Origin of the sequence: Microbacterium sp. AG1240, from assembly GCF_003635115.1 — a bacterium.
In the GTDB taxonomy this organism is placed as follows: Bacteria; Actinomycetota; Actinomycetes; order Actinomycetales; family Microbacteriaceae; genus Microbacterium.
The window spans coordinates 35,863-56,370 of the sequence record NZ_RBXJ01000001.1 but is presented as its reverse complement, the minus strand read 5'-3'; the positions used below and the strand labels follow the sequence as shown (position 1 = coordinate 56,370).

General features: G+C 69.2%; 21 protein-coding genes. 6 read left to right on the top strand and 15 right to left on the bottom strand.

Features of this window, described 5'->3' with window-relative positions; genetic code table 11:
- Positions 1-7: 7 nt before the first annotated feature.
- The 9 genes from DEU34_RS00280 to DEU34_RS00240 form a co-directional block, all read right to left on the bottom strand.
- Entirely contained in the window at positions 8-928 is a 921-nt protein-coding gene (locus tag DEU34_RS00280) for a sugar phosphate isomerase/epimerase (RefSeq protein WP_121147716.1), read from the bottom strand.
- Positions 929-930: 2 nt separating this feature from the next.
- Complete coding sequence (locus DEU34_RS00275) at positions 931-1,713, bottom strand: SDR family NAD(P)-dependent oxidoreductase (RefSeq protein ID WP_121147713.1); 783 nt, start codon at positions 1,711-1,713, stop codon at positions 931-933.
- Positions 1,714-1,782: 69 nt separating this feature from the next.
- Positions 1,783-2,625, bottom strand: coding sequence for an SDR family NAD(P)-dependent oxidoreductase (locus DEU34_RS00270; protein WP_183042288.1), 843 nt, complete (start codon positions 2,623-2,625; stop codon positions 1,783-1,785).
- Between the two features lie 75 nt (positions 2,626-2,700).
- Positions 2,701-3,681 (bottom strand): sugar ABC transporter substrate-binding protein, encoded by a 981-nt coding sequence (locus DEU34_RS00265; protein WP_183042287.1) that lies wholly within the window; start codon positions 3,679-3,681, stop codon positions 2,701-2,703.
- Positions 3,682-3,767: 86 nt separating this feature from the next.
- Positions 3,768-4,763, bottom strand: coding sequence for an ABC transporter permease (locus DEU34_RS00260; RefSeq protein ID WP_121147706.1), 996 nt, complete (start codon positions 4,761-4,763; stop codon positions 3,768-3,770).
- A complete protein-coding gene (locus tag DEU34_RS00255; RefSeq protein WP_121147703.1) occupies positions 4,760-6,289 on the bottom strand; it encodes a sugar ABC transporter ATP-binding protein in 1,530 nt (509 codons plus the stop codon). Before DEU34_RS00255 ends, DEU34_RS00260 begins: the two co-directional genes overlap by 4 nt.
- Entirely contained in the window at positions 6,286-7,356 is a 1,071-nt protein-coding gene (locus tag DEU34_RS00250) for a zinc-binding dehydrogenase (RefSeq protein WP_121147701.1), read from the bottom strand. The genes DEU34_RS00255 and DEU34_RS00250 overlap by 4 nt, the downstream gene beginning before the upstream one ends.
- Positions 7,357-7,386: 30 nt before the next feature.
- Positions 7,387-8,352 (bottom strand): transketolase family protein, encoded by a 966-nt coding sequence (locus DEU34_RS00245; protein ID WP_121147698.1) that lies wholly within the window; start codon positions 8,350-8,352, stop codon positions 7,387-7,389.
- Complete coding sequence (locus DEU34_RS00240) at positions 8,352-9,227, bottom strand: transketolase (RefSeq protein WP_121147696.1); 876 nt, start codon at positions 9,225-9,227, stop codon at positions 8,352-8,354. Before DEU34_RS00240 ends, DEU34_RS00245 begins: the two co-directional genes overlap by 1 nt.
- Positions 9,228-9,480: 253 nt before the next feature.
- Here DEU34_RS00240 and DEU34_RS00235 point away from each other — a divergent pair, with 253 nt between their 5' ends.
- Positions 9,481-10,980 (top strand): aldehyde dehydrogenase family protein, encoded by a 1,500-nt coding sequence (locus tag DEU34_RS00235; RefSeq protein WP_121147695.1) that lies wholly within the window; start codon positions 9,481-9,483, stop codon positions 10,978-10,980.
- Positions 10,981-11,105: 125 nt separating this feature from the next.
- The gene (locus DEU34_RS00230; protein WP_183042286.1) at positions 11,106-11,600 is read left to right on the top strand and encodes a MarR family winged helix-turn-helix transcriptional regulator; all 495 of its coding nucleotides are present in this window, start codon (positions 11,106-11,108) and stop codon (positions 11,598-11,600) included.
- A 57-nt stretch (positions 11,601-11,657) separates the two neighbouring features.
- On the opposite strand, the gene DEU34_RS00225 is transcribed toward DEU34_RS00230, so the two are convergent.
- Positions 11,658-12,122 (bottom strand): MarR family winged helix-turn-helix transcriptional regulator, encoded by a 465-nt coding sequence (locus tag DEU34_RS00225; protein WP_121147691.1) that lies wholly within the window; start codon positions 12,120-12,122, stop codon positions 11,658-11,660.
- Between the two features lie 90 nt (positions 12,123-12,212).
- Between DEU34_RS00225 and DEU34_RS00220 the strand changes: the two genes are divergently transcribed.
- From DEU34_RS00220 to DEU34_RS00205, 4 genes are read left to right on the top strand one after another with little or no spacing between them, the layout of a single operon-like run.
- Positions 12,213-13,139: an SDR family NAD(P)-dependent oxidoreductase gene (locus tag DEU34_RS00220; RefSeq protein WP_121147689.1), complete on the top strand. Its 927-nt coding sequence runs from the start codon at positions 12,213-12,215 to the stop codon at positions 13,137-13,139.
- Positions 13,136-14,020: an amidohydrolase family protein gene (locus tag DEU34_RS00215; protein ID WP_121147688.1), complete on the top strand. Its 885-nt coding sequence runs from the start codon at positions 13,136-13,138 to the stop codon at positions 14,018-14,020. The genes DEU34_RS00220 and DEU34_RS00215 overlap by 4 nt, the downstream gene beginning before the upstream one ends.
- Before the next feature lie 23 nt (positions 14,021-14,043).
- Complete coding sequence (locus tag DEU34_RS00210) at positions 14,044-14,496, top strand: MaoC family dehydratase (protein ID WP_121147685.1); 453 nt, start codon at positions 14,044-14,046, stop codon at positions 14,494-14,496.
- Between the two features lie 41 nt (positions 14,497-14,537).
- Positions 14,538-16,067: a long-chain fatty acid--CoA ligase gene (locus DEU34_RS00205; protein ID WP_121147682.1), complete on the top strand. Its 1,530-nt coding sequence runs from the start codon at positions 14,538-14,540 to the stop codon at positions 16,065-16,067.
- An 89-nt stretch (positions 16,068-16,156) separates the two neighbouring features.
- On the opposite strand, the gene DEU34_RS00200 is transcribed toward DEU34_RS00205, so the two are convergent.
- From DEU34_RS00200 to DEU34_RS00180, 5 genes are read right to left on the bottom strand one after another with little or no spacing between them, the layout of a single operon-like run.
- Complete coding sequence (locus DEU34_RS00200; RefSeq protein ID WP_121147680.1) at positions 16,157-16,999, bottom strand: PaaX family transcriptional regulator C-terminal domain-containing protein; 843 nt, start codon at positions 16,997-16,999, stop codon at positions 16,157-16,159.
- A 1-nt stretch (position 17,000) separates the two neighbouring features.
- Positions 17,001-17,801, bottom strand: coding sequence for an ABC transporter ATP-binding protein (locus DEU34_RS00195; RefSeq protein ID WP_121147677.1), 801 nt, complete (start codon positions 17,799-17,801; stop codon positions 17,001-17,003).
- Positions 17,794-18,618: an ABC transporter permease gene (locus tag DEU34_RS00190; RefSeq protein ID WP_121147675.1), complete on the bottom strand. Its 825-nt coding sequence runs from the start codon at positions 18,616-18,618 to the stop codon at positions 17,794-17,796. The genes DEU34_RS00195 and DEU34_RS00190 overlap by 8 nt, the downstream gene beginning before the upstream one ends.
- Entirely contained in the window at positions 18,615-19,457 is an 843-nt protein-coding gene (locus tag DEU34_RS00185; protein WP_121147672.1) for an ABC transporter permease, read from the bottom strand. Before DEU34_RS00185 ends, DEU34_RS00190 begins: the two co-directional genes overlap by 4 nt.
- 58 nt (positions 19,458-19,515) lie before the next feature.
- Positions 19,516-20,508, bottom strand: coding sequence for an ABC transporter substrate-binding protein (locus tag DEU34_RS00180; protein WP_121147670.1), 993 nt, complete (start codon positions 20,506-20,508; stop codon positions 19,516-19,518).

Here is a 20,508-nt window from a genome sequence, read left to right as displayed (position 1 = left end):
GGTGTGCTCAGATGGTCGCGCCGCGGGAGAGGCGCTGCGCACGTCGGCCGGCGACGCTCGTCGACCAGCCGCGGCGGATCACTCGCAGAGCGTCTTCGGCGAGCACCCTGCCATCATCGAACGGCGACCGCCAGATCGCCAGTGCGTCGGCTACGGGTTCGATGAGTCCGCGCCGCGAGAACGCCTCCACGCCCCAGCGCCCGGCGTACCCGTCGTCGATGGCGCGGCCGACGACCTCGGGGAGGTCGACCGCGCCGCCGCTGAGAAGGCCGCGACCGGACTGCCCCAGTTCGAGGTAAGCGAGCTTCGGCAGTGCGAGCCGGATGGCGGCTCCGAGGTCGGCCTCCTCGACCGCCATGTGGAAGGTGTCGAGGTGGATGCGGAGGTGATCGGATCCACTGCGCTCGACGAAGTCCATCGCCTGCGCCGCGGTGTTCACCAGCGACGTCTCGTAACGGTTGAGCACCTCGAAGGTCATCGAGACACCGCGCTCGTGGGCGTAGTCGGCGACCCGACCCACCGCGTGGGCCGAGCGGTTGCGCCGACGCTCCGGCACCGGCGCCGTGGGGTGGGAGAACAGCCCGTAGGGCACGCCGTTCATCTGATCTCCCCCCAGAGCGACCGTGAGATCGACGGCCGCGCGCAGCATCGCGACACCAGCCGCCGCCTCGTCGGGATCGTCGGAGGAGACGTCGGCTCCCGGCGCCTGTCCCGCGATCGTGATGGGCGCGAGGCCGCTCTCGGAGAAGAGCGCTCTCAGCTCCGCAGCATCCGTCGTCTCCGGATCGAGCGGCGGGAGCACCGCGCGGCGGTACCCCAGCTCGCCCAGTGCGCCGAGCGCGGCACCGAGCGCGCGCGGCTCGACGTCGGGCACGAGGACGTTGATGTGGCAGGCGAGATCGAGGTCGAGCTCGAGATCGGGATTCATCGCTAGAAGGTGGGCAGGTCGAGCCGCTGCTTGAAGACGGAGTAGCCGTCGTCGACGTGGACGACCGTGCCGTTGATCACGTTCGCCTCGTCGGACGCGAGGAAGGCCACCACGTCGGCGATCTCGGAGGGCTGGGTCATCTTGTTGCGCAGCTGCTCGCTCGCGAACGTCTCCTTGAGCTGGTCGCTGAACTGGTTGATGATCGCGGTGCCCACGCGCCCCGGGGTGATCGCCACGGCGCGGATCCCGTACTGCGCGAGCTCGTACGCGGCCGATCGGGTGAAGGAGATCACGGCGGCCTTCGCGGCGCTGTACGTGAACGACAGCTCGGCGGCCTGCTCGCCGTAGATCGACGACGTGCTGATGATGACGCCGGGGGTGCCCTGATCGCGGAACTGCCGGCCCGCGGCGAGGATGCCGTAGTAGACGCCGTCCTGGTCGATGCGGATCATCGGCTCGTAGTCGACGGCCGGATCGTGTTCGAGCAGGGGCTTGCCGCCGGCGATGCCGGCGTTGTTGAAGATGACGTCGAGCGTGCCGAAGACCTCGACCGCTCTGGCCACCATCGCCTCGACCTCGGCGAACACCGAGACGTCGACCTGGCAGGCCGCGGTGGCGCCGTCGAAGCCTGCGGCCGTGATCTCGTCCACGGCCTGCTGGGCCCTCTCGAGCGAGATGTCGGCGACGAGCACCTTCGCGCCCTCGCGGACGAACTTCTCGACGGTCGCTCGGCCGATACCGCTGGCCCCGCCGGTGATGATGGCGACTTTGCCTTCAAGTCTCATTCTGAGTGCTCCTTCGTGATGGGCTGCCGGCGGAATGGAGATCCGGCGGGCAGAGGGGGTGGGTTCCGGTCAGAACCCGGTATGGGAGAGGGAGAGCGCCCCACCGTCGACGGCGAGGACGGCCCCCGTGACGAACGACGATGCCGGCGCGATGAGGAAGAGCATGGGCCCCTGGATCTCGGCCATGGTGCCCATCCGCGCGAGGGGGATGGTTCCCGCCCACATCGCCTCCGCTTCGGGGGTGATCTCGGTCTTGCCGTCGCCGATGCGCGTGCCCTTGAACGGACCGGGTGCGATCGCGTTCACGCGGATCCCGCGCGGTGCCAGTTCGAGGGCGAGCTGACGGACGAGATTGAGGATGGCCGCCTTGGTGGTGACATAGGCGTAGGAGACCATCGGGTCGGTCCGCAGCCCCGCCGTCGAGGCGGTGACGAGGATCCGACCGCCCGACTCGAGAACGCGCGACGCCGCGCGGAGCGTCTCGAACGTGCCGGTGAGGTTGGTCGCGATGACGTCGTCCCACTCGGCGTCGGTGTAGTCCGCGATGCGGCCGTCGCCGAGGTAGCTCGCCCCGCCGGAGATCCCCGCGTTCGCGACGACCACCGTGGGACGACCGACCTCGGCCGTGATGCGCTCGAACACGCCATCGACGGCGCCGCGCGCGGCGACATCGACGGCGTATCCGTGGGCCTTGCCTCCCGCCGAGACGATCCCCGCGGCGACGTCGGCCACTCGCTCCTCGCTCCGTCCGAGGACGACGACAGTGGCCCCGGCGGCGGCGTAGATCTCCGCCGCCGCCTGACCGATACCGCTGGAGGCACCCGTCACGACGACGACGTCTGCGCTCAGGTCGAACAGTGTCGAAGGACCGGCCGAGGCGGCGGTGCCGATCGTCGTATCTGGCGAGTCCACGGGCGGTCCTTTCATGGATGAGGCCGAACAGTGCGCGGGGGCGGACGAGGATGCGTCCGCCCCCGCGCAGAAGGGTCAGAGCTTGTCGGACGGGGTGATCGTCGACGCGTTCGCCTTGTCGACGAGCGTCGTGGCGACGGCGTCGAAGTTGCTCGACGGCATCGTTCCGCTCTCCTGGTAGGCGACCATCGCCTCGACGACCGTGTCGAGGATGCTCGGCCAGGGCTGCTCCACCGTGGCGAGGAACGTGCCGCCCGATTCGATGGCGGCGATCGCCTCGCTGGTCGCGTCGACACCGGTGACGACCGCATCCGACCCGGCCTCGTTCAGGGCCTGCGCGGCGCCGAGGGCGGCGTCGTCCCATCCGACCCAGACCGCGTCCAGCCCACCGGGGTTGGCCTGCAGGTAGTCGGTGACGAGCGCGAGGGCCTCCGTACGACCGGTCGCGGGAGAGGTCACCTTCTGGATGGATCCGCCCGCGATGTTCGCGCCGGCTGCCTCGAACGCCTCGGCGGCGAGGCCGGAACGCATCCGGATGCCCGGGTGGGGGTCATGGCCGATGACCATGATGTTCTTGCCCTCCAGGCCGCCCAGGGTGGTGTCGATCTCGTCGACGGTCTGATCGACGATCCCCTGCTGGTCGGCGGTGATGTTCAGCACGAAGCCGTCGGTGGCCTCGGTGCCGGCGTCCATCGCGAACATCGGGATGTTCGCGTCCTTCGCCGCGGTGATGATCGAGCTGATCGAGGCGTAGTCGGTGTAGCCGTTGAAGATGGCGTCGGCTCCCTGCCCGATGGCGCTCTCGACGGCGGGGTTCATCTTCTGGAAGTCGAAGTCTCCCTGGATCATGGTGAGATCCCAGCCGAGCTCGTCCGCCTTCTCCTGCACGGCCTTGACCCACCAGGCGCCGACGGGTGTCTGGTTGCCCGACGTGAAGGCGATGACCTTGAAGGTGTCGTCGTCTCCTCCGCCACCGGCACCGCCGGTGGAGCAACCCGTGAGGGCGAGGGCCGCGACGGCGGCTGCGGCCGCGATGGCCTTGATTCGTATACGCACTTCATACTCCTTTGTGTCGTTGCGCTTGTGCTGTGTGGTGCCCGGGCAGGGGTGGCGCCCGGTTCTTTCGGGTGAGGTTTCTGCGTCTATCTCTCTCGGCTCTTGAACGACGACAGCGTGACGGCCGCGATGATGATGAGGCCGGTGACGACCTGCTGCACGTAGGCGTTGACGCCGAGGATGTTGAGGCCGTTGCTCATCACGCCGATGATCGCGACACCGACGACGGTGCCGACGATGTTCGCGGCGCCCGAGCGGATCACGGTCATGCCGAGGAAGACCGCTGCGACCGAGAAGAGGAGGTTGTCCTCGCCCTGCACGGCGCTGGCGCTGCCGAGGCGCGCCGCGAGCAGGATGCCGCCGACGGCCGAGACCAGCCCGGCGAAGGCGAAGGCGAGAAGCCGCGCACGCCGGACGTTGACGCCGGAGAGGCGGGAGACCTCGACGTTGCCGCCGGTCGCGTACCACCGCCGACCGAGGGTCGTGTACTTGAGGACGAACCAGAGGATGAGCAGGATCGCGATCGCGAAGAACACCGGCAGCGGGATCTCGAGGAACCGCCCCTGCCCGAGCGCGTTGAACTCGGCCGGAAGGTTGAACAGCGTGGTGCCCTCGGTGACGAGGTAGGCGAGGCCGGTGACCGACGTGAGCGTCGCCAGGGTCGCGACGAACGCCGACAGGTTCAGGTACGCCACGAGCAGACCGTTGGCGATGCCGATCAGGAGCCCCACGGCGAGGGCGATGAGGATCGCCAGCACCACGGGCATCCCGCCGAGCATGAGGGATGCTGCCACCGCCCCCGCCAGCGCGGAGGTCGCCGCGACCGACAGGTCGAAGTCGCCGACGACCATCACGAGCGACTGCGCCCCGGCGATGATCGCCAGGATCGCCACCTGGTACAGGATGTTGCGGACGTTCGTGAAGGTGAGGAAGACGTCGGGCCGCATCGCGAAGAAGAAGACGACCAGCACCACCAGCGCCAGCACGGTGCCGCTGGAGAGGAGGGTCTGCCCCACCGAGCGGCGGGGCACGGCCCGGGTGCGGGAGGCGTCCTCGATCCCGGGGTTCTGCGTCGTGGTCATGAGTGGGCCTTTCCGTAGCAGTACGACAGGAGGACTTCCTCGTCCGCCCCGTCGGCGGGCACGTCGCCGAAGATCCGGCCCTCGTGCATGATGATGATGCGATCGCACATCCCGATGAGCTCGGGGAGCTCGGAGCTCACGGCGATCACCGTGGTGCCGCCGGCGACCAGCTGCCGGATGAGGCGGTAGATCTCTGCCTTCGTTCCGACGTCGATGCCCCGGGTGGGCTCGTCGAGCAGGAGCACGTGCGGGTTGCGCGCCAGCATCTTGGCCAGGACGACCTTCTGCTGGTTTCCGCCGGAGAGCTCCCCCACCGGCTGTCGAGAGCTGCGCGCCTTGATCTGGAGGTCGGCCATCCCCCGCGTGACGATGTCGGAGATCCTCGCCCCCGACACCATGCCGAAGGAGCTGACCCCGGGGATGTTCGCCACCGCGATGTTGTCGCGGATCGTGCTCCCGAGGATCACACCCTGGGTGCGCCGCTCCTCGGGCACGAGCGCGATCCCGGCATCCAGCGCGCGTCCGACGCTCGCCGCGTGCCCGAGCTCGTGGTCGCCCACCGTGATCGTGCCGCCCGCGCGCTTCTGCGCCCCGGCGAGGATGCGCAGCAGCTCGCTGCGGCCGGCCCCGGCGAGTCCGCCGATCCCGAGCACCTCTCCGCGGTGCGCCACGAACGAGACGTCTTTGACCCGGCGCCCGTGGAGGTTCTCCACGCGCAGGGCGACGTCGGATCCGACCGGCGTGCGCTCCGGGTAGAGGTCGCCGCCCGGGCGCCCGACCATGTTGGAGATGACCTCGTCGATGTGGGAGTCGGCGACGTCCTTCGTCACGATGGTCTCGCCGTTGCGCATGATCGTCAGGCGGTCGCACAGCTCGAAGACCTCCTCCAGACGGTGCGAGACGTAGACGATCGCCACGCCCTCGTCCCGGAGCCCGCGCAGCACCGCGAACAGCTCCGAGATCTCGGTGTCGGTGAGCGAGGCGGTCGGCTCGTCGAGGATCAGCACCCGCGCGTCTGTGGCGAGCGCCCGCGCGAACGCGACCATCGTCTGCTGCACCGGCGACAGCTCGCCCGCGAGCTTTCCGAGCGGGATCTTCTGGTGGATGCGCTCGAGCTGCGCGCGCGCCTGACGTCGCATCGCACGCCAGCTCACGATGCCGCCGCGCGAGGGCGTCTGCTCTCCGAGCAGGATGTTCTCCGCGACGCTGATCGTCGGGATGATCGACAGTTCCTGGTACAGGGCGACGATGCCGGCGCGGTTCGCGACGCGCACGTTGGCGAGCTCGATCTCCTCGCCGTCGCGCAGCAGGGTGCCGCCGTCGGGCGAGTAGACGCCGGTGAGCACCTTGATGAGGGTCGACTTCCCGGCCCCGTTCTCGCCCAGGAGGGCGTGGATCTCCCCGGGCCGTACCGAGAACCGCGCGCCGTTCAGGGCATGAACGCCGTCGAAGCGTTTGACGATGTCTCGCGCCTCGAGCGCGATCGAGGTCGAAGCGACCCGAGGTGCCTGTTCGGCGGTGGTCATGAGATGCCTCTCTCGTCATCGATGTCGTTGCACCGCAGCACGACCTTCGGGAATCGCCCGCTGACGTGCACCGCGAACGCCTCGACCGCGTCCTCGAGGTCGTAGACCGCCTCGGTCAGCTCGTCGAGCTTCAGATAGGGCAGGATCTGCAGCGCACGGGGAAAGGCGTAGGGCGAGACGAACACGCCCGTCAGCGTCAGCTCCTTGAGGTAGAGGCAGTCGGAGAGATTGAGCGGCAGCTCATAGTTCTCGGGATACATCGCCCCGTAGACGACGGTCGCCCCCTTGCCGGCGATGTCGAGCAGGCCCCGCACGGCGCGCGGCGATCCGGACGCGTCGATCACGACGTCGTAGCCGCGACCGCCGGTGATCTCCGACGCGAGGGCGCCCTGATCCTCGCTCACGGGATCGATCGCGAAGTCCGCGCCGTGGCGCAGCGCCATCTCGCGCCGCTCGGCGATCGGCTCGATCATCGTGAGCGAGGTCGCGCCGTTCATCTTCATCACCTGGAGGGTGAGCTGCCCGATCGGTCCGCCGCCGCAGATCGCCACCCGATCCCCCACCCGTGCGCGCGCTTTGTCCGCGATGCGCACCGCCACGGAGGTCGGTTCGAGGATGCTGCCGTGCAGGAGGCTGACCCCGTCGGGAAGCCGGTACACCTGCGACTCGTGCCAGGTCACGGTCTCGGCCATGCCGGGGCGGTTGTAGTCCTGGATGTTCTCGCAGAACTGCTGCCGGCCCTCCTGGCAGGGGCGGCATGTCCCGCAGAACCGCAGGAAGTTGCCCGCCACCCGGTCGCCGACCTTCAGACCGTTCCGGGTCGCCCGCTCGCCCAGCGCCTCGATGACCCCCGATAGCTCGTGGCCGAGTCCGATGGGCACGTCGGTGCCGAAGAAGCCCTCGGCGAGGTGGGGGTCAGATCCGCAGATCGCCGAATAGGCGACTCGGATGCGGACGTCCTCCGGCCCGAGCGGCTGCTCGGGGAAGTCGACGACGCCGATGCGTCCTCGGGTGTTCTCGTCGGGATCGCGCAGGCTGCCGATCCGTGTCACCGCTACCGTTCTCATTCGCTTCTCCGTTGAACCGAGGTGGATCGTTCAGGCCTGGGCGGAGACCGCGCGCCGCAGGGCCGCGACGGTGGCAGCGGGGCCGTACCCGTGCTTGTTGCGCAGCTCCTCGTCGTCGCCGAAGCCGGCGTACACCTGAGGGATCCCGAGTCGCTCGAAGGTCGTGAGCCGCACGCCGCGGTCGGCGACGACGTCGGCGATGCGCGAGGCGAGCCCGCCGTAGGCGAGGTGGTCCTCCAGCACGACGAAGCGTCCGCCGGTCTCGTCGGCGCACCGCACGATGAGCTCCTCGTCGATCGGCTTGAGCGTGAACATGTCGACGACGCGGATCGACCGGCCGTCCTTGGCGAGCTCGTCGGCGGCGTCGAGCGCCTGCGCGACGGTCGTGCCGTGGGTGAAGATGGTCGCGTCGGTTCCCTCGCGGGCGACGATCCCCTTGCCGATGCGCACGTCGTGCTCGCCCGGCTCGTACAACACCTTGTCCTTCTTGCCGACGGCCAGACGGATGTAGATCGGCCCCGTCATGGTCATCGACTGGCGGATGATCTCGCCGACCATCAGCGGGTCGCCGATGGAGGTGACCGTCATGTTGGTCAACGCGCACATCAACGCGAGGTCTTCCACGGCGTAGTGCGTCGATCCGCCGTTGCCGACGAGACCGCCGTGGGTGCCGATGATCTTCACGGGAAGGTTGGGGTAGCACACGTCGCTGCGCACCTGCTCGAGTGCACGCATGGAGAGGAAGGGCAGCATCCCCGAGACCACCGGGATGTTGCCGTCGTACGCGAGACCGGCGGCGATGCCGACGCACGCCTGCTCGGCGAGACCGACGTCGATGAAGCGGTCGGGGAACTTGTCGCGGAACTCCACGAGCGTGGCACCGATGTCGGGGGTGAGCACGAAGAGGTTCGAGTGCTCGTCTCCCAGTTCGGCGAGGGTCGACCCGATGACCGAACGGGCTCCGAGGAACTCGCCGAAGGTGAATGTGGTGGGCATCAGACGTTCTCCTTCGTGCGTGAGGACTGCAGGGCTGCGAGAGCCTTCTCGAGGTCGGCGGCGCCGAGCGACCCGGCGTGCCAGGCGAGGTTGCGCTCCATGAAGTCGACGCCCTTGCCCTTGATGGTCTCGGCGATGATCACCGTGGGAACGTCGCTGTCGGGGGCCGGGAGGGCGTCGACGGCGTCGACGAGCTGGCCCATGTCGTGGCCGTCGATCTCGACGACGTTCCAGCCGAAGGCCCGCCACTTGTCGGGGTAGGGCTCGAACATGACCCGCTCCTCGGCGTGGCTCGTCATGAGCTGCCTGTTGCGATCGATGAAGGCCACGAGGTTGCCGAGCTTGTTGCTGCGGCCGGCCATCGCCGCCTCCCACACCGAGCCCTCTCCGGTCTCGCCGTCGCCGAGCAGGGTGAAGACGCGGTGGTCGTCGCCGCGGTGCCGGGCGCTGAGGGCCATGCCGACCGCGAGCGGGAGACCGTGACCGAGCGAACCGGTCGACGCCTCGACGCCGGGTAGCTGAACCTTGCAGGGGTGCATTCCGTACGCACTGTCGAGCTGGCCGTAGGTGTCGACGATCCCCTCGTACGAGAAGAATCCGCGCATCGCCATCGTGATGTACATGCAGACCGCCGCGTGGCCCTTGCTCAGCACGAAGCGGTCGCGCTCCGGGTTGCTGATGTCGGTGGGGTCGATGTGCATCCCGTAGTGGAACAGCACGGTGAAGATGTCGGCGGCCGACAGATCTCCGCCGATGTGCACGGCCCCCTCGTAAGTTCCGCACAGCTCCAGCAATTTGGTGCGCAGCTCGAAAGACAGTTCCTCGAGCTCCGCGACGCTGTGCAGCGCCCCCGCATCCAGGGTCTTCGTACTCATCGCATCTCTCCTCGTTGATTGATACGCATGCCGATTTCCGGCGCCTGACCAGGCATCTTCTTCGACACTCTCGGGCTGCCGAGGGCCATTCTCCCCCCGACGGAAGTGACGCTAGCACGAAGCTCTTTACATGTAAACAGGAATGCACGTAAACTCCCCGCAGAGGTTGTGGCGCACGCGCTCAGCCCGCAGAATCGGGGGAAACGGCGTCGTTCTCTCCCGGAAGACGACTCACAGAGAGGTGGATGTCGATATGACTGGAGACGTTCTGACCAGCGCGGGAACGCGCACAGGTCTGTACATCGGCGGGGAGGAGCGGTTCACCGAGAACACGCTCTCGATCGCCGACCCCGCGAAGCCCGGGGCGATCGTCGGAGAGGCTGCAGCAGCATCCGCCGACGATGTCGCCGATGCCGTCGCCGCCGCGAAGGGCGCCTACCCGGGGTGGTCCGCGCTCGGCGCGAAGGAGCGCGCCCGCATCATGGGCGAAGCCATCAAGGGCATCGCCGATGATCGTGATGAGGATGCCGCGATCCTGTCGCAGGAGAACGGCAAGGTCCGCTTCGAATCCTGGGTCGACGCCCTCGTATTCGAGATCCGCTGGAACCTCGCGCTGATGCTGGCCGACGAGGTCGACACGACCAAGACACTGCCGGTGATCCCCGGCGCCATCCCCGTCTCCACGGAGGTCGCCTACCAGTCGATCGGCGTCGTCACGGTCATCGTCCCGTTCAACTGGCCGATCGCGATCCTGGGAGCCGCGCTCCCCCACGCGCTGCTGGCCGGCAACACCGCGATCGTGAAGCCGCCGCCCTCGGCGCCGCTGGCGACGACCCGCGTGGTGCAGCGCATCGCCGAGAAGCTGCCCCCGGGCGTGCTGAACGTCGTCACCGGCAAAGACGAGAACATGGCCGGCCTCATCCAGAACACCGACATTGCGAAGGTCTGCTTCACCGGATCGGTGGGCGGCGGCAAGCGCATCATGGAGATGGCCTCGAAGTCGCTCACGCGGGTGACGCTCGAGCTCGGCGGCAACGACGCGGCGGTGTTCCTCGCCGACGCCGAGATCGACGACACGCACCTCGACCGCCTCTACGCGGCGATCTACGACACGACCGGGCAGATCTGCATGAACGCCAAGCGCGTCTTCGTGCACCGTTCCCGCCTCGACGAGGTCGTCGCGGGGCTCTCGGCGCGCCTCGAGAAGGCCGTGATCGGTTACGGCCTCGACGAGGGCACCACGATGGGTCCCCTGCACCAGGCCGCGCAGAAGGCGTTCGTCGAGGAGATCATCCAGGAGGCCAAGGACGCCGGTGCCGACGTGCGCGAGTTCGGCGAACTGCCCGGCGGCGACCTGGCGGGCGGCAACTTCCTGCGCCCCGCCATCGTCGTCGACCCCGCTCTCGATCTCCGGGTCGTGACCCAGGAACAGTTCGGCCCCGTGATCCCCGTCATCCCGTTCGATGACGAGGACGAGGCCGTGCGCCTGGCCAACGACACCTGGGGCGGGCTCTGCGGATCGGTCTGGACCGCCGACCCCGCCGCCGCGCAGCGCGTGGGCGGTCAGCTCGAGTGCGGCTACGTCTGGGTCAACGACCACGGCGCCACCCGACTCGACCTGCGCGCCCCCTTCGGCGGCGTCAAGCAGTCGGGTTTCGGCCGCGAACAGGGCATCGAGGGCATCCGCGCCTTCCAGGACACCCGCTCGATCGCGACCATCGATCCCGAGGCGCTCGCGAACATGGCGCACTGACCCCGTGACGTCCAGATGGGGCTCGGCCTCCCGGCCGGGCCCCATCTGCGTTCCCCACCGACGACGGAAGGATCTGCATGCCACGCGGCACTGCATCGACGAGATTCCCCGCAGGATCGGATGACTTGCTCACCGAACCACTGACCGGCACGATCGACCCCGAGAACTTCACCCCGCGCTTGATAGCGCTGCTGTCGAATGCGCTCGTGTGGCGCGAGTCGCACGAGCTGCGCCGGCGCTTCGGGCTCGGCACCAACGACTGGCGGGTGATCTCGGCGCTCGCGATCAGGCCGGGTGCGTCGGCGACCGAGGTGACGGATTTCATCGGCGTGAACAAGGCGGTGGTGTCCAAGAGCGTCACGACGCTGGCTGCGCGTGAGCTCATCACGCTCGTCGACGGCCCCCGCGGCTCGCGCCCGCTCTACCTCACCCCGGCGGGAGTGCGGATGCATGACGAGATGCTCCCCGTCTCGACGAACGGGCAGGACATCATCCTCGAGGGCATGGATCCGGCGCACGTCGCCGCTCTGAACACCCTGCTGCGCGACATGATCGACAAGGTCCGGGTGGCCAACGCGGACGAAGCAGCCGAGCTCGACGAGGCCCCCACCCCCGTGTGAGCGGCGGGGACGGGTGCGGCCGACCGCGGAGCGCCTCGCACACCTGACGCGCGCGGATCAGCCCCGGTCGACGAAGGCGATGCGACGCAGCAGCGCGGCGAGCTGGTCGCGCTCGAGCGGCTCGAGCGCGGAGTGCAACTCCTGCTCGGCGTCGCGCGCGGCGACCGCGGCCTCGGCATGCACCGATCGACCCGCGTCCGTCGCGATGACGACATTTGCACGCCGATCGTTCGGATCGGGCCGTCGCTCGACGAGACCCCGCTGCTGGAGTCCGTCGACCAGCGCCACCACCTGGCTCGGATCGAGCCGGAGGAAGGTCGCGAGGTCTCGCTGCGTGGGTCGACGGTCGTCGACCGTCAGGGCGAGAACGGAGAACGATCGCACGCTCAGCCCGAACGGTCGCACCGCCGCGTTGCCGGCCGCCAGCGACAGGGCGTTCGCCCGCGCCATGAGAAAACTCAGATCCGCCGCGAGCGACACCGATGCGAGCCTCCCCGCGGAGGTGGTGCCGTCGGTCGCCATGGCGGCAAGCGTAGCAAAACATGCGCAAATCAATAATTGACAATCTCAACGATTTGCAGGTTCAATGAAGACACCAACGAAGGAGCCCTCATGTCCCTGGACGGCAAAGTCGCCATCGTCACCGGATCCGGCCGCGGCCTCGGCCTCGCCTACGCGCAGGAACTCGCCCGTCAGGGCGCGTCCGTCGTCATCAACGACGTCGACGCCGCCACGGCCGCCGAGGCGGTAGCCGGCATCGAGGCCGCCGGGGGCAGGGCCGTCGCGGTCGTCGCGCCGGTCGGGTCGACCGAGACGGCACAGCTGCTCGTCTCGACCGCCGTCGATACCTACGGGCGTCTCGACATCCTCGTCACCAACGCCGGCGTGCTGCGCGACACCGTGCTGTGGAAGATGAGCGACGACGACTTCGACACCGTCATCGGCGTCCACCTGCGCGGCACGTTCACGTGCGTCCGCGAAGCGGCGACCTACATGCGCGCCAACGAGATCGCCGGCCGCATCATCTGCATCGGCTCCCCCACCGGGCAGCGCGGCAACTTCGGTCAGACGAACTACGCCGCCGCCAAGGCCGGGATCGTCGGCATGGTGCGCACCTGGGCGCTCGAGCTCAAGAAGGCCGGCATCACCGCGAACGTCGTCGTGCCCGTCGCGGCGACGGCGATGACCGCGACGGTCCCCTATTTCGCGGCCGCCGTCGAGGCCGATACGGCCGGTGAGCCGATGCCGGCGTTCTACCGCCACGACCTCGGGTTCGGCACCGCCGACGACGTGTCGGGCCTGATCGCCTACCTCGCCTCCGACGAGGCGAGCGGCGTCACCGGACAGGCGATCGGTGTGGGCGGCGACCGCCTGCAGCTGTGGTCGCACCCCGAGCCCGTCGTCACCGCCTACCACGACGGCGGGTGGGGTGTTGCGGCACTGCAGGACGAGTTCCCCGGCCTCATCGGCGAGCACCAGCAGTCGGTCGGCGAACGCTTCCCCGCCCTCCCCGAAGAACTGCAGCGCCCGCGGCCGTGACCCGTTACGAACCGGCGATCGATCTCGCCTCGATCCGCGCGATCGACGTGCACGTGCACGTGGAGGTCGACGACCACGGGCACAGCTCGCTGCCGCCCGACCTGGCCGACGCCGCCTCGAAGTATTTCAGCGCCGACCTCGAGCGTCCTGACATCGACGCGATCGCGGCGTACTACCGCGAGCGCCGGATGGCCGCGGTCGTCTTCACCGTCGACGCCCAGACGGCGCTGCAGCATCCGCCCCTCTCGAGCGAGGAGATCGCGGAAGCCGCCGCTCGTAACAACGACGTGCTGATCCCGTTCGGCTCGGTCGACCCCCGCCGCGGCGCCGACGCGGTGGAGCGTGCACGACGCCTGATCGGCGACCACGGGGTGCGCGGCTTCAAGTTCCACCCGACCGTGCAGGGGTTCGATCCGAGCGACCCGGCGTGGTTCCCGCTCTACGCGGCGCTGCAGGACGCCGGTGTGGTCGCCCTGTTCCACACCGGCCAGACCGGGATCGGTGCGGGCATGCCCGGAGGGCGCGGGTTTCGCCTGGCCCTGTCGAACCCCATGCTGCTCGACACGGTGGCCGCGGAGTTCCCCGAGCTGCAGATCATCATGGCCCACCCGTCGGTCCCCTGGCAGGACGAGGCGATCTCGGTCGCGACTCACAAGCACAATACGTGGATCGACCTGTCGGGCTGGAGTCCGAAGTACTTCCCGCCGCAGCTCGTGCGCGCCGCGAACTCGTTCCTGAAGTCCCGCATCCTCTTCGGCTCCGACTTCCCGCTGCTCACTCCCGACCGCTGGTTGCGCGACGTGGAGACGACCGACCTGAAGCCCGAGGCGATGCCCGGCATCCTCCTCGACAACGCCGCACGCCTGCTCAAGCTCACCTGACCCTCACATCCCTAGGAGCCCTCATGACCACCACCGTCGCTTATACCGATGCCGCCGGCCTCGCCGGCACCGACCTCGGCTGGACCGAGTGGGTCGAGGTCACCCAGGACCGGGTGAACCTCTTCGCCGATGCCACCGACGATCACCAGTGGATCCACGTCGACCCCGAGCGCGCGAAGGACGGCCCGTTCGGCGGCGCCGTCGCCCACGGCTTCCTGTCGCTGTCGCTGACGGTGAAGTTCTGGTCGGAGCTGTTCGACGTCGAGGGCGTCAGCGCGAAGGTCAACTACGGCCTCGACAAGGTGCGCTTCGTCTCGCCCGTGAAGGTGGGCGCGAAGGTTCGCGGCGGTGCCGTGATCACCGAGGTCACCGAGGTGCCCGGCGGCTACCAGTTCGCCGTCGACCAGACGATCGAGATCGAGGGCGGTACGAAGCCCGCCGTCATCGCACGCGGGCTCTACCGCTTCTACGCCTGACCCACGAGGTCTCCCGACTCCCTCGACGATGAGGACATGCAATGACGCAGGACCACGGACTCGGCTTCTGGCTCGATAAGCGGCGACGGAAGACCCCGGACAAACCGGCCATCGTCTACGGCGACGACCGGACGATGACCTACCGGGCCCTCGCCGACGCCGCCGACCGTGTCGCGGCCGTGCTCGCCGAGCGGGGGATCGGTGCCGGCGATGCGGTGGGCTACCTCGGCGAGAACAGCCCCGAGTTCCTGCAGGTGCTGTTCGGCTGCGCGCAGCGCGGCGCCGTGTTCGTGCCGGTGAACACCCGGCTCGCCCCGCCCGAGATCGCGCATGTGCTGGCCGACTCCGGCGCGAAAGCCCTCGTGTACGACGCCGAGTTCGCCGAGCGCGTCGCCGACGGCATCGAGGCGGCGCGCGTCGCGCACGTGTTCCTCACCGGCGAGGGGGCGCCGGGGGTGCCGGGCCTCGCGCACCACATGCGTGAGGCCGCTCCACGCCCCGCCGATGCGGGGATCGGCCTCGACGATCCGGCGGCGATCATCTACACCTCCGGAACGACGGGGCGGGCGAAGGGAGCCGTGCTCAGCCACGGCAACCTGACGTGGTGCGCGATGAACTGCATCGTCGACTACGACGTCGTCTCGTCCGACGTGGCACTGATGATCTCCCCTCTGTTCCACGTCGCATCTCTCGGGATGGGCGCGCTCCCCGTGATCCTGAAGGGCGCGACGCTCGTGCTGGAGAAGGGCTTCGAGGCCGGGCGGGCGCTCCGCCTCGTCGAGCGTCACGGCGTGACCATGCTCAGCGGCGTGCCCACCACCTATCAGCTGATGGCCGACCATGCCGACTGGGCCACCACCGATGTGTCGAGCCTGCAGAAACTCACGTGCGGCGGGTCTGCTGTGCCCCTCCGCATCCTGAACGCCTTCGAAGAGCGCGGGCTCTCGTTCTCGCAGGGTTACGGGATGACCGAGACCTCCCCCGGCGCGACCGCGCTGTCGCCGGCGATGACCCGCGAGAAGCAGGGCAGCGTCGGCCTCCCCCACTTCTTCACCGATGTGCGCATCGCCGGGGAGAACGGCGAGCGGGTGCCGGCGGGCACGGTGGGCGAGATCGAGATCTCGGGCCCGAACGTGTTCCTCGGGTACCACGGCCTCCCCGAGGCGACCGCCGCGGCCTTCACGGCCGACGGCTGGTTCCGCTCGGGCGATCTCGGATACCTCGACGACGACGGGTACCTCTTCATCGCCGACCGACTGAAGGACATGATCATCTCGGGCGGCGAGAACATCTACCCTGCGGAGGTGGAGAGCCTGATCGCCGAGATCGGCGGCATCTCGGGCGTGGCGGTGATCGGGGTGCCCGACGAGCGGTGGGGCGAGGTGCCCTGGGCCGTGGTCACTCTGCGCGACGACGCGGAGGTGACGACCGAGTCGGTGCGCAGCCACCTCGACGGGGTGCTCGCCCGCTACAAGCTTCCGAAGAACGTCGTGGTCGTCGAGGAGCTCCCTCGCACGGCCTCGGGCAAGGTGCGTAAGCCCGACCTCCGTGCCCGGTTCGGTCGCCGCTGAGGGCGCCCGCCCGCCGAAACACGCGAATCGGCTGAGACACCACGCCAGGCGGTGCGTCTCGGCCGATGCGCGTGTGTCGGTGACGGGGGTCAGCCCAGGTCGGCGAAGGCCGCGACGGCCGCGTCGTGCAGCTCACTCCGACGCGCCCGGTAGGCGGCGATCGAGCGCTGCGCCGGCCAGTCGTCGTCGAGGAACTCGCAGGGCAGGCGGGGGTCTGCCCGGAGCAACGTGAGCCAGTCCGACACCAGCATGGTCAGCGACGACAGCGGCGGAACGGATGCTGCGGAGCGCGCCGGCTCTTCCCATACGGCCAAGAAGCGCTCGTGCAGTCCGCGCAGCGCGCCGAGATCCCAGGCCTCCCGCACCGACGCGGCGAGCGGGAACTCGGGCAGGTCGCGCGCCCGGAAGGCCACGACGCTCGAGTCGGTCAGCTCGTCGCGCAACGGCTCGAGGGCGCCGGCGAGATCCACCTCGCCGGGGGCGACCCACAGTCCGTCCCTCACCGGCGCGAACCCGCCCCAGGTGAGGGCGGCGCGCAGGCGGTGCCGCAGCGTCCGCTGCCCCTCGGGCACCGAGAAGGTGACGAGCGTCCATCCTCCGCCGTGGGGCGAGAACGGGTCGGGCGAATGCACGCGCTCCGACCCCTCGCGCAGCACGTCGCGGCCGTGGTCGGTGAGGCCGTACTCGACCTCGCGCCCGACGCGACCGCGGCTCAGGAACCCGCGCACGACCATGCGGTCGAGCGTGGCCCGCGCCGTCGGGCCGGCGACGCCCGCACCCTCGAGCACGTCGAGGTACACACCCGCGCGCAGGGGTCGCTCGATGCGCAGATCGAGCTGCTCGCCGAGCAGCGCCAGCAGCAGCTGCCGCGGGTTGCGGGCGAGGCCCGCCTCTTCATCGCGGGGGCGGGCCGGGGTGACCGTGGACGACACGTCAGGCGACCGGCCGCACGGCCTCGCCCCGCTTGGCGCGCTGGATCTGCTCGTAGACGTGCGTGCGCAGCTCGGTGAAGCGCGGCAGGGCCCGCGTGGTGATCTGGTCGCGGTCGGGGGCCAGGTCGATGACGAGGTCCTCCTGCACCCATGTCGGCGACTTGGACAGCACGACGACCCGCTCGCCGAGGTAGACCGATTCGTCGATGTCGTGGGTGACGAAGAGGATCGACATGCCTCGCTCGAGGTGCAGGCGGCGCACCAGGTCTTCGAGATCTGCCCGGGTCTGCGCGTCGACGGCGGCGAAGGGCTCGTCCATGATGAGCACCTCGGGCTGGTACGCGACGGCGCGGGCGATCGCCACGCGCTGCTGCATGCCGCCCGAGAGCTGCCACGGGTAGCTCTTGGCCGCGTGGTCGAGGCCGACGGCGACGAGCGCGTCGTCGATGAGACGGTCGCGCTCGCCCTTCGAGAGCTTCTTGTGCTTCAGCGGCAGCTCGACGTTGCCCCGCACGGTCAGCCAGGGGTAGAGGCTGCGACCGTACTCCTGGAAGACGAGCGCCATGTTCGGCGGCGGGCCGGTGACCTTCTTCCCGTCGAGCACGACGCTGCCGGCGGTGGGCTTGAGCAGACCCGCGATGCACTTGAGCAGCGTGGTCTTGCCGCAGCCCGACGGACCGACGATGCAGACCAGCTCGCCGCGACGCATGGTGAAGTCGATGTCGCCGATGGCCTCCACCGATCCGGTGGTCGATTCGTACACCTTGTTCAGGTGCTCGACGTGCAGGAGCGTCTCAGGCACGCTCCACCTCCTTGATTCCGTGGTACCAGCGCAGGACTCTGCGCTCGACGATGGTGAAGACGACGGCCAGCAGCACACCGACGAGGCCGAGCAGCACGATGCCGCTCCACATCTCGGCGATGAGGTAGTTGCGCTGGAAGAACGTGATGCGGAAGCCGAGCCCCGACGACGAGTAGAACATCTCGGAGATGACCATCATGATCAGCGCGACCGACAGGGTCTGGCGCACCCCCGCCATGATGCGGGGGCTCGCTGCGGGGAGCACGAGGCGCAGGAGCCGCTGGCTGCGCGTCAGCGAGAACGAGCGCGCGGTCTCGGTCATGACCGAGTCGGTGCCTCGCACCCCCTCGACGGTGTTCAGCAGCACGGGCCAGAGCGACCCGAAGACGATCACGATGATCTTCATGCTGTCCGTCACACCCAGGAGCGCGACGAAGACGGGGATGAGCACCGGCGGCGGGATCGCGCGGAAGAACTCCAGCAGCGGCTCGAGCAGCTCGCGCAGCCACCGGGTGAGACCGATCAGCGTTCCGGCGGCGATCCCGATCGCGATCGCCAGCACGATGGCCACGGCCAGCCTCGCCAGGCTCGGCAGCACGTCGGTGACGAAGATCGGCCCGACCCAGGTGTCGACGAACGCCTCGGCGATCCGCAGCGGGCCCGGGAAGAACTTCGCCGGGGCGAGGGTCCCCCAGATCCCCCACACGATCAGCAGCACGATCGGAAGACCGATGGCGAAGCCGATGCTCTTGCCGGCCCTGGTCCACAGCCGCGGCGCGGGCGGGGCGGTACGCACGGTGCTCGTGTAGAGGGTCACAGCAGCTCCTCCCCGCGGATCGACTGGTGCCACGCCAACGCCCGGCGCTCGACGAAGCGGAAGACGAGGTTGATGAGCAGCCCGAGCACACCCGTGACGACGACGACCGCGTACACCGTCGAGATGTTACCGATGTTGTAGGCGACCACGAGCACCTGGCCGAGGCCCGGGTTCTGGATGGTCATCTCGGCCGTGATGGCGAGGATGAGAGCGACGGATGCGGCGAGCCGCAGTCCCGTGAAGATGTACGGGAGCGCCGTGGGAAGCACCAGGCTTCGCAGCTGCGCGACCCGGGTGAGCCCGTAGCTGCGCGCGGTGTCGCGGGCGACCGTGTCGATGTCGGCGACGCCGTAGAGCACCTGTACGAACACCTGCCAGAAGCACGCGTACACGATGATGACGAGCGCTGCCTGGATCTGGATGCCGTAGGCGAGGATCGCGAGCGGGATGAGGGCGACCGACGGGATCGGGCGGAGGAACTCGACCGTGCTGTGGGTCGCCTTCCGCAGGAACGGGATCAGCCCGACGAGCCCGCCGAGAGCGATGCCGAGCACCGAGGCGATGATCAGCCCGATCGCCCAGGCCGTCATGGTGCGGCCCACGTTGCGCCAGAACTCGAGGTCGCCGACCATCACGCCGAGCCGGGCGAAGGTGTCGACGGCCGAGGGCAGCTGCGAAGGGTTCACGATTCCGGCCGCGGCGACGAGCTGCCACACGGCGAGGAAGCCGACGATCCCCAGCGCACCCAGGAGGGCCTTGCGCGGTGAGCGCCGGGGCTTCCGGCGACGCGGCACCACCACCGTGGAGGTGTGCAGCGGAGCGGGAGGAGCAAGGGTCATGAGACGCCTTCCAAGAGGGAGAGGCCGGGGGCGTCGTCGGGCGACGCCCCCGGTCGGGTCACTGCTGCGGCTGGATCAGTGTGGCGAAGTCGGGCTCCGCGTCGACGTAGCCGTACTCGACGGCCAGGGCCCCGAGGTCTTCGATGCCGGCGTCGCCGAGATCGAAGGTGAAGTTCGGCAGCGTGATTCCGGCGGCCGCAGCCTCCGGGATCTCGAGGTTGGACGCGATCGCCGCGCGCACGGCGTCTTCGTTCTGCGTCGCGTACTCGAGCGCTTCCTTCATGGCCGCCGCGTAGTCGGCGACGAGCTCGGGGTCGGAGTCCATCTTGTCCTGCGTGGTGAAGTTGGTGAGCACCGTGAGACCCGGGATGGTCGCCTGGTAGGGCGAGACCACGTCGACCCCGCCACCGCTGACGATGAGGCCGCGGAACGGGTCGGGCACCCATCCGGCGTCGATGTTGCCGGCCTCGAGCTGCGCCTGCACGTCGGGGAAGGCGACCTCGATGAACTCGATCGTCGACGAATCCCCGCCGGCGTCGTCGACGGCCTTGCGGATCGTGAGGTCGCCGGCCGCGCCGATGCTGTTGACCGAGACGCGCTTGCCCGCGAGGTCGGCAGGGCTCGCGATACCGGAGTCGGCGAGCGCGACCACCGAGTTCACATCGTCGCCGCTGGCCAGGCTCGAGGCGTAGTTGCCGAAGATGACGACGCCGAGGTCCTGAAGGTCGGCCCGGATCGGACCCATGGGCTGACCGATGGCGAAGTCGATGTCGCCGCTGAGGAGGGCGGGGATCGCCTGCGCGCCGCCCTGGGCGGGAACGACCTCGACGGCGAGGCCGTGCTCCTCGAAGATCCCCGCGTCGATGGCGGCCCAGAGGGCTCCGCTCTCGGCGATGGGGAGGGCGGCGACGCGAACGTCGCGCAGTTCGCCGCCGCCGGCGTCGGCGGAGCCCGACGAGGTGTTCGCGGGGGTGGCGGCGGAGTCGCTGCAGCCGGCGAGCGCCAGGGCTGCGACGGCGACGAGTCCGAGCGCGGTCAGGGTCTTCTTCAT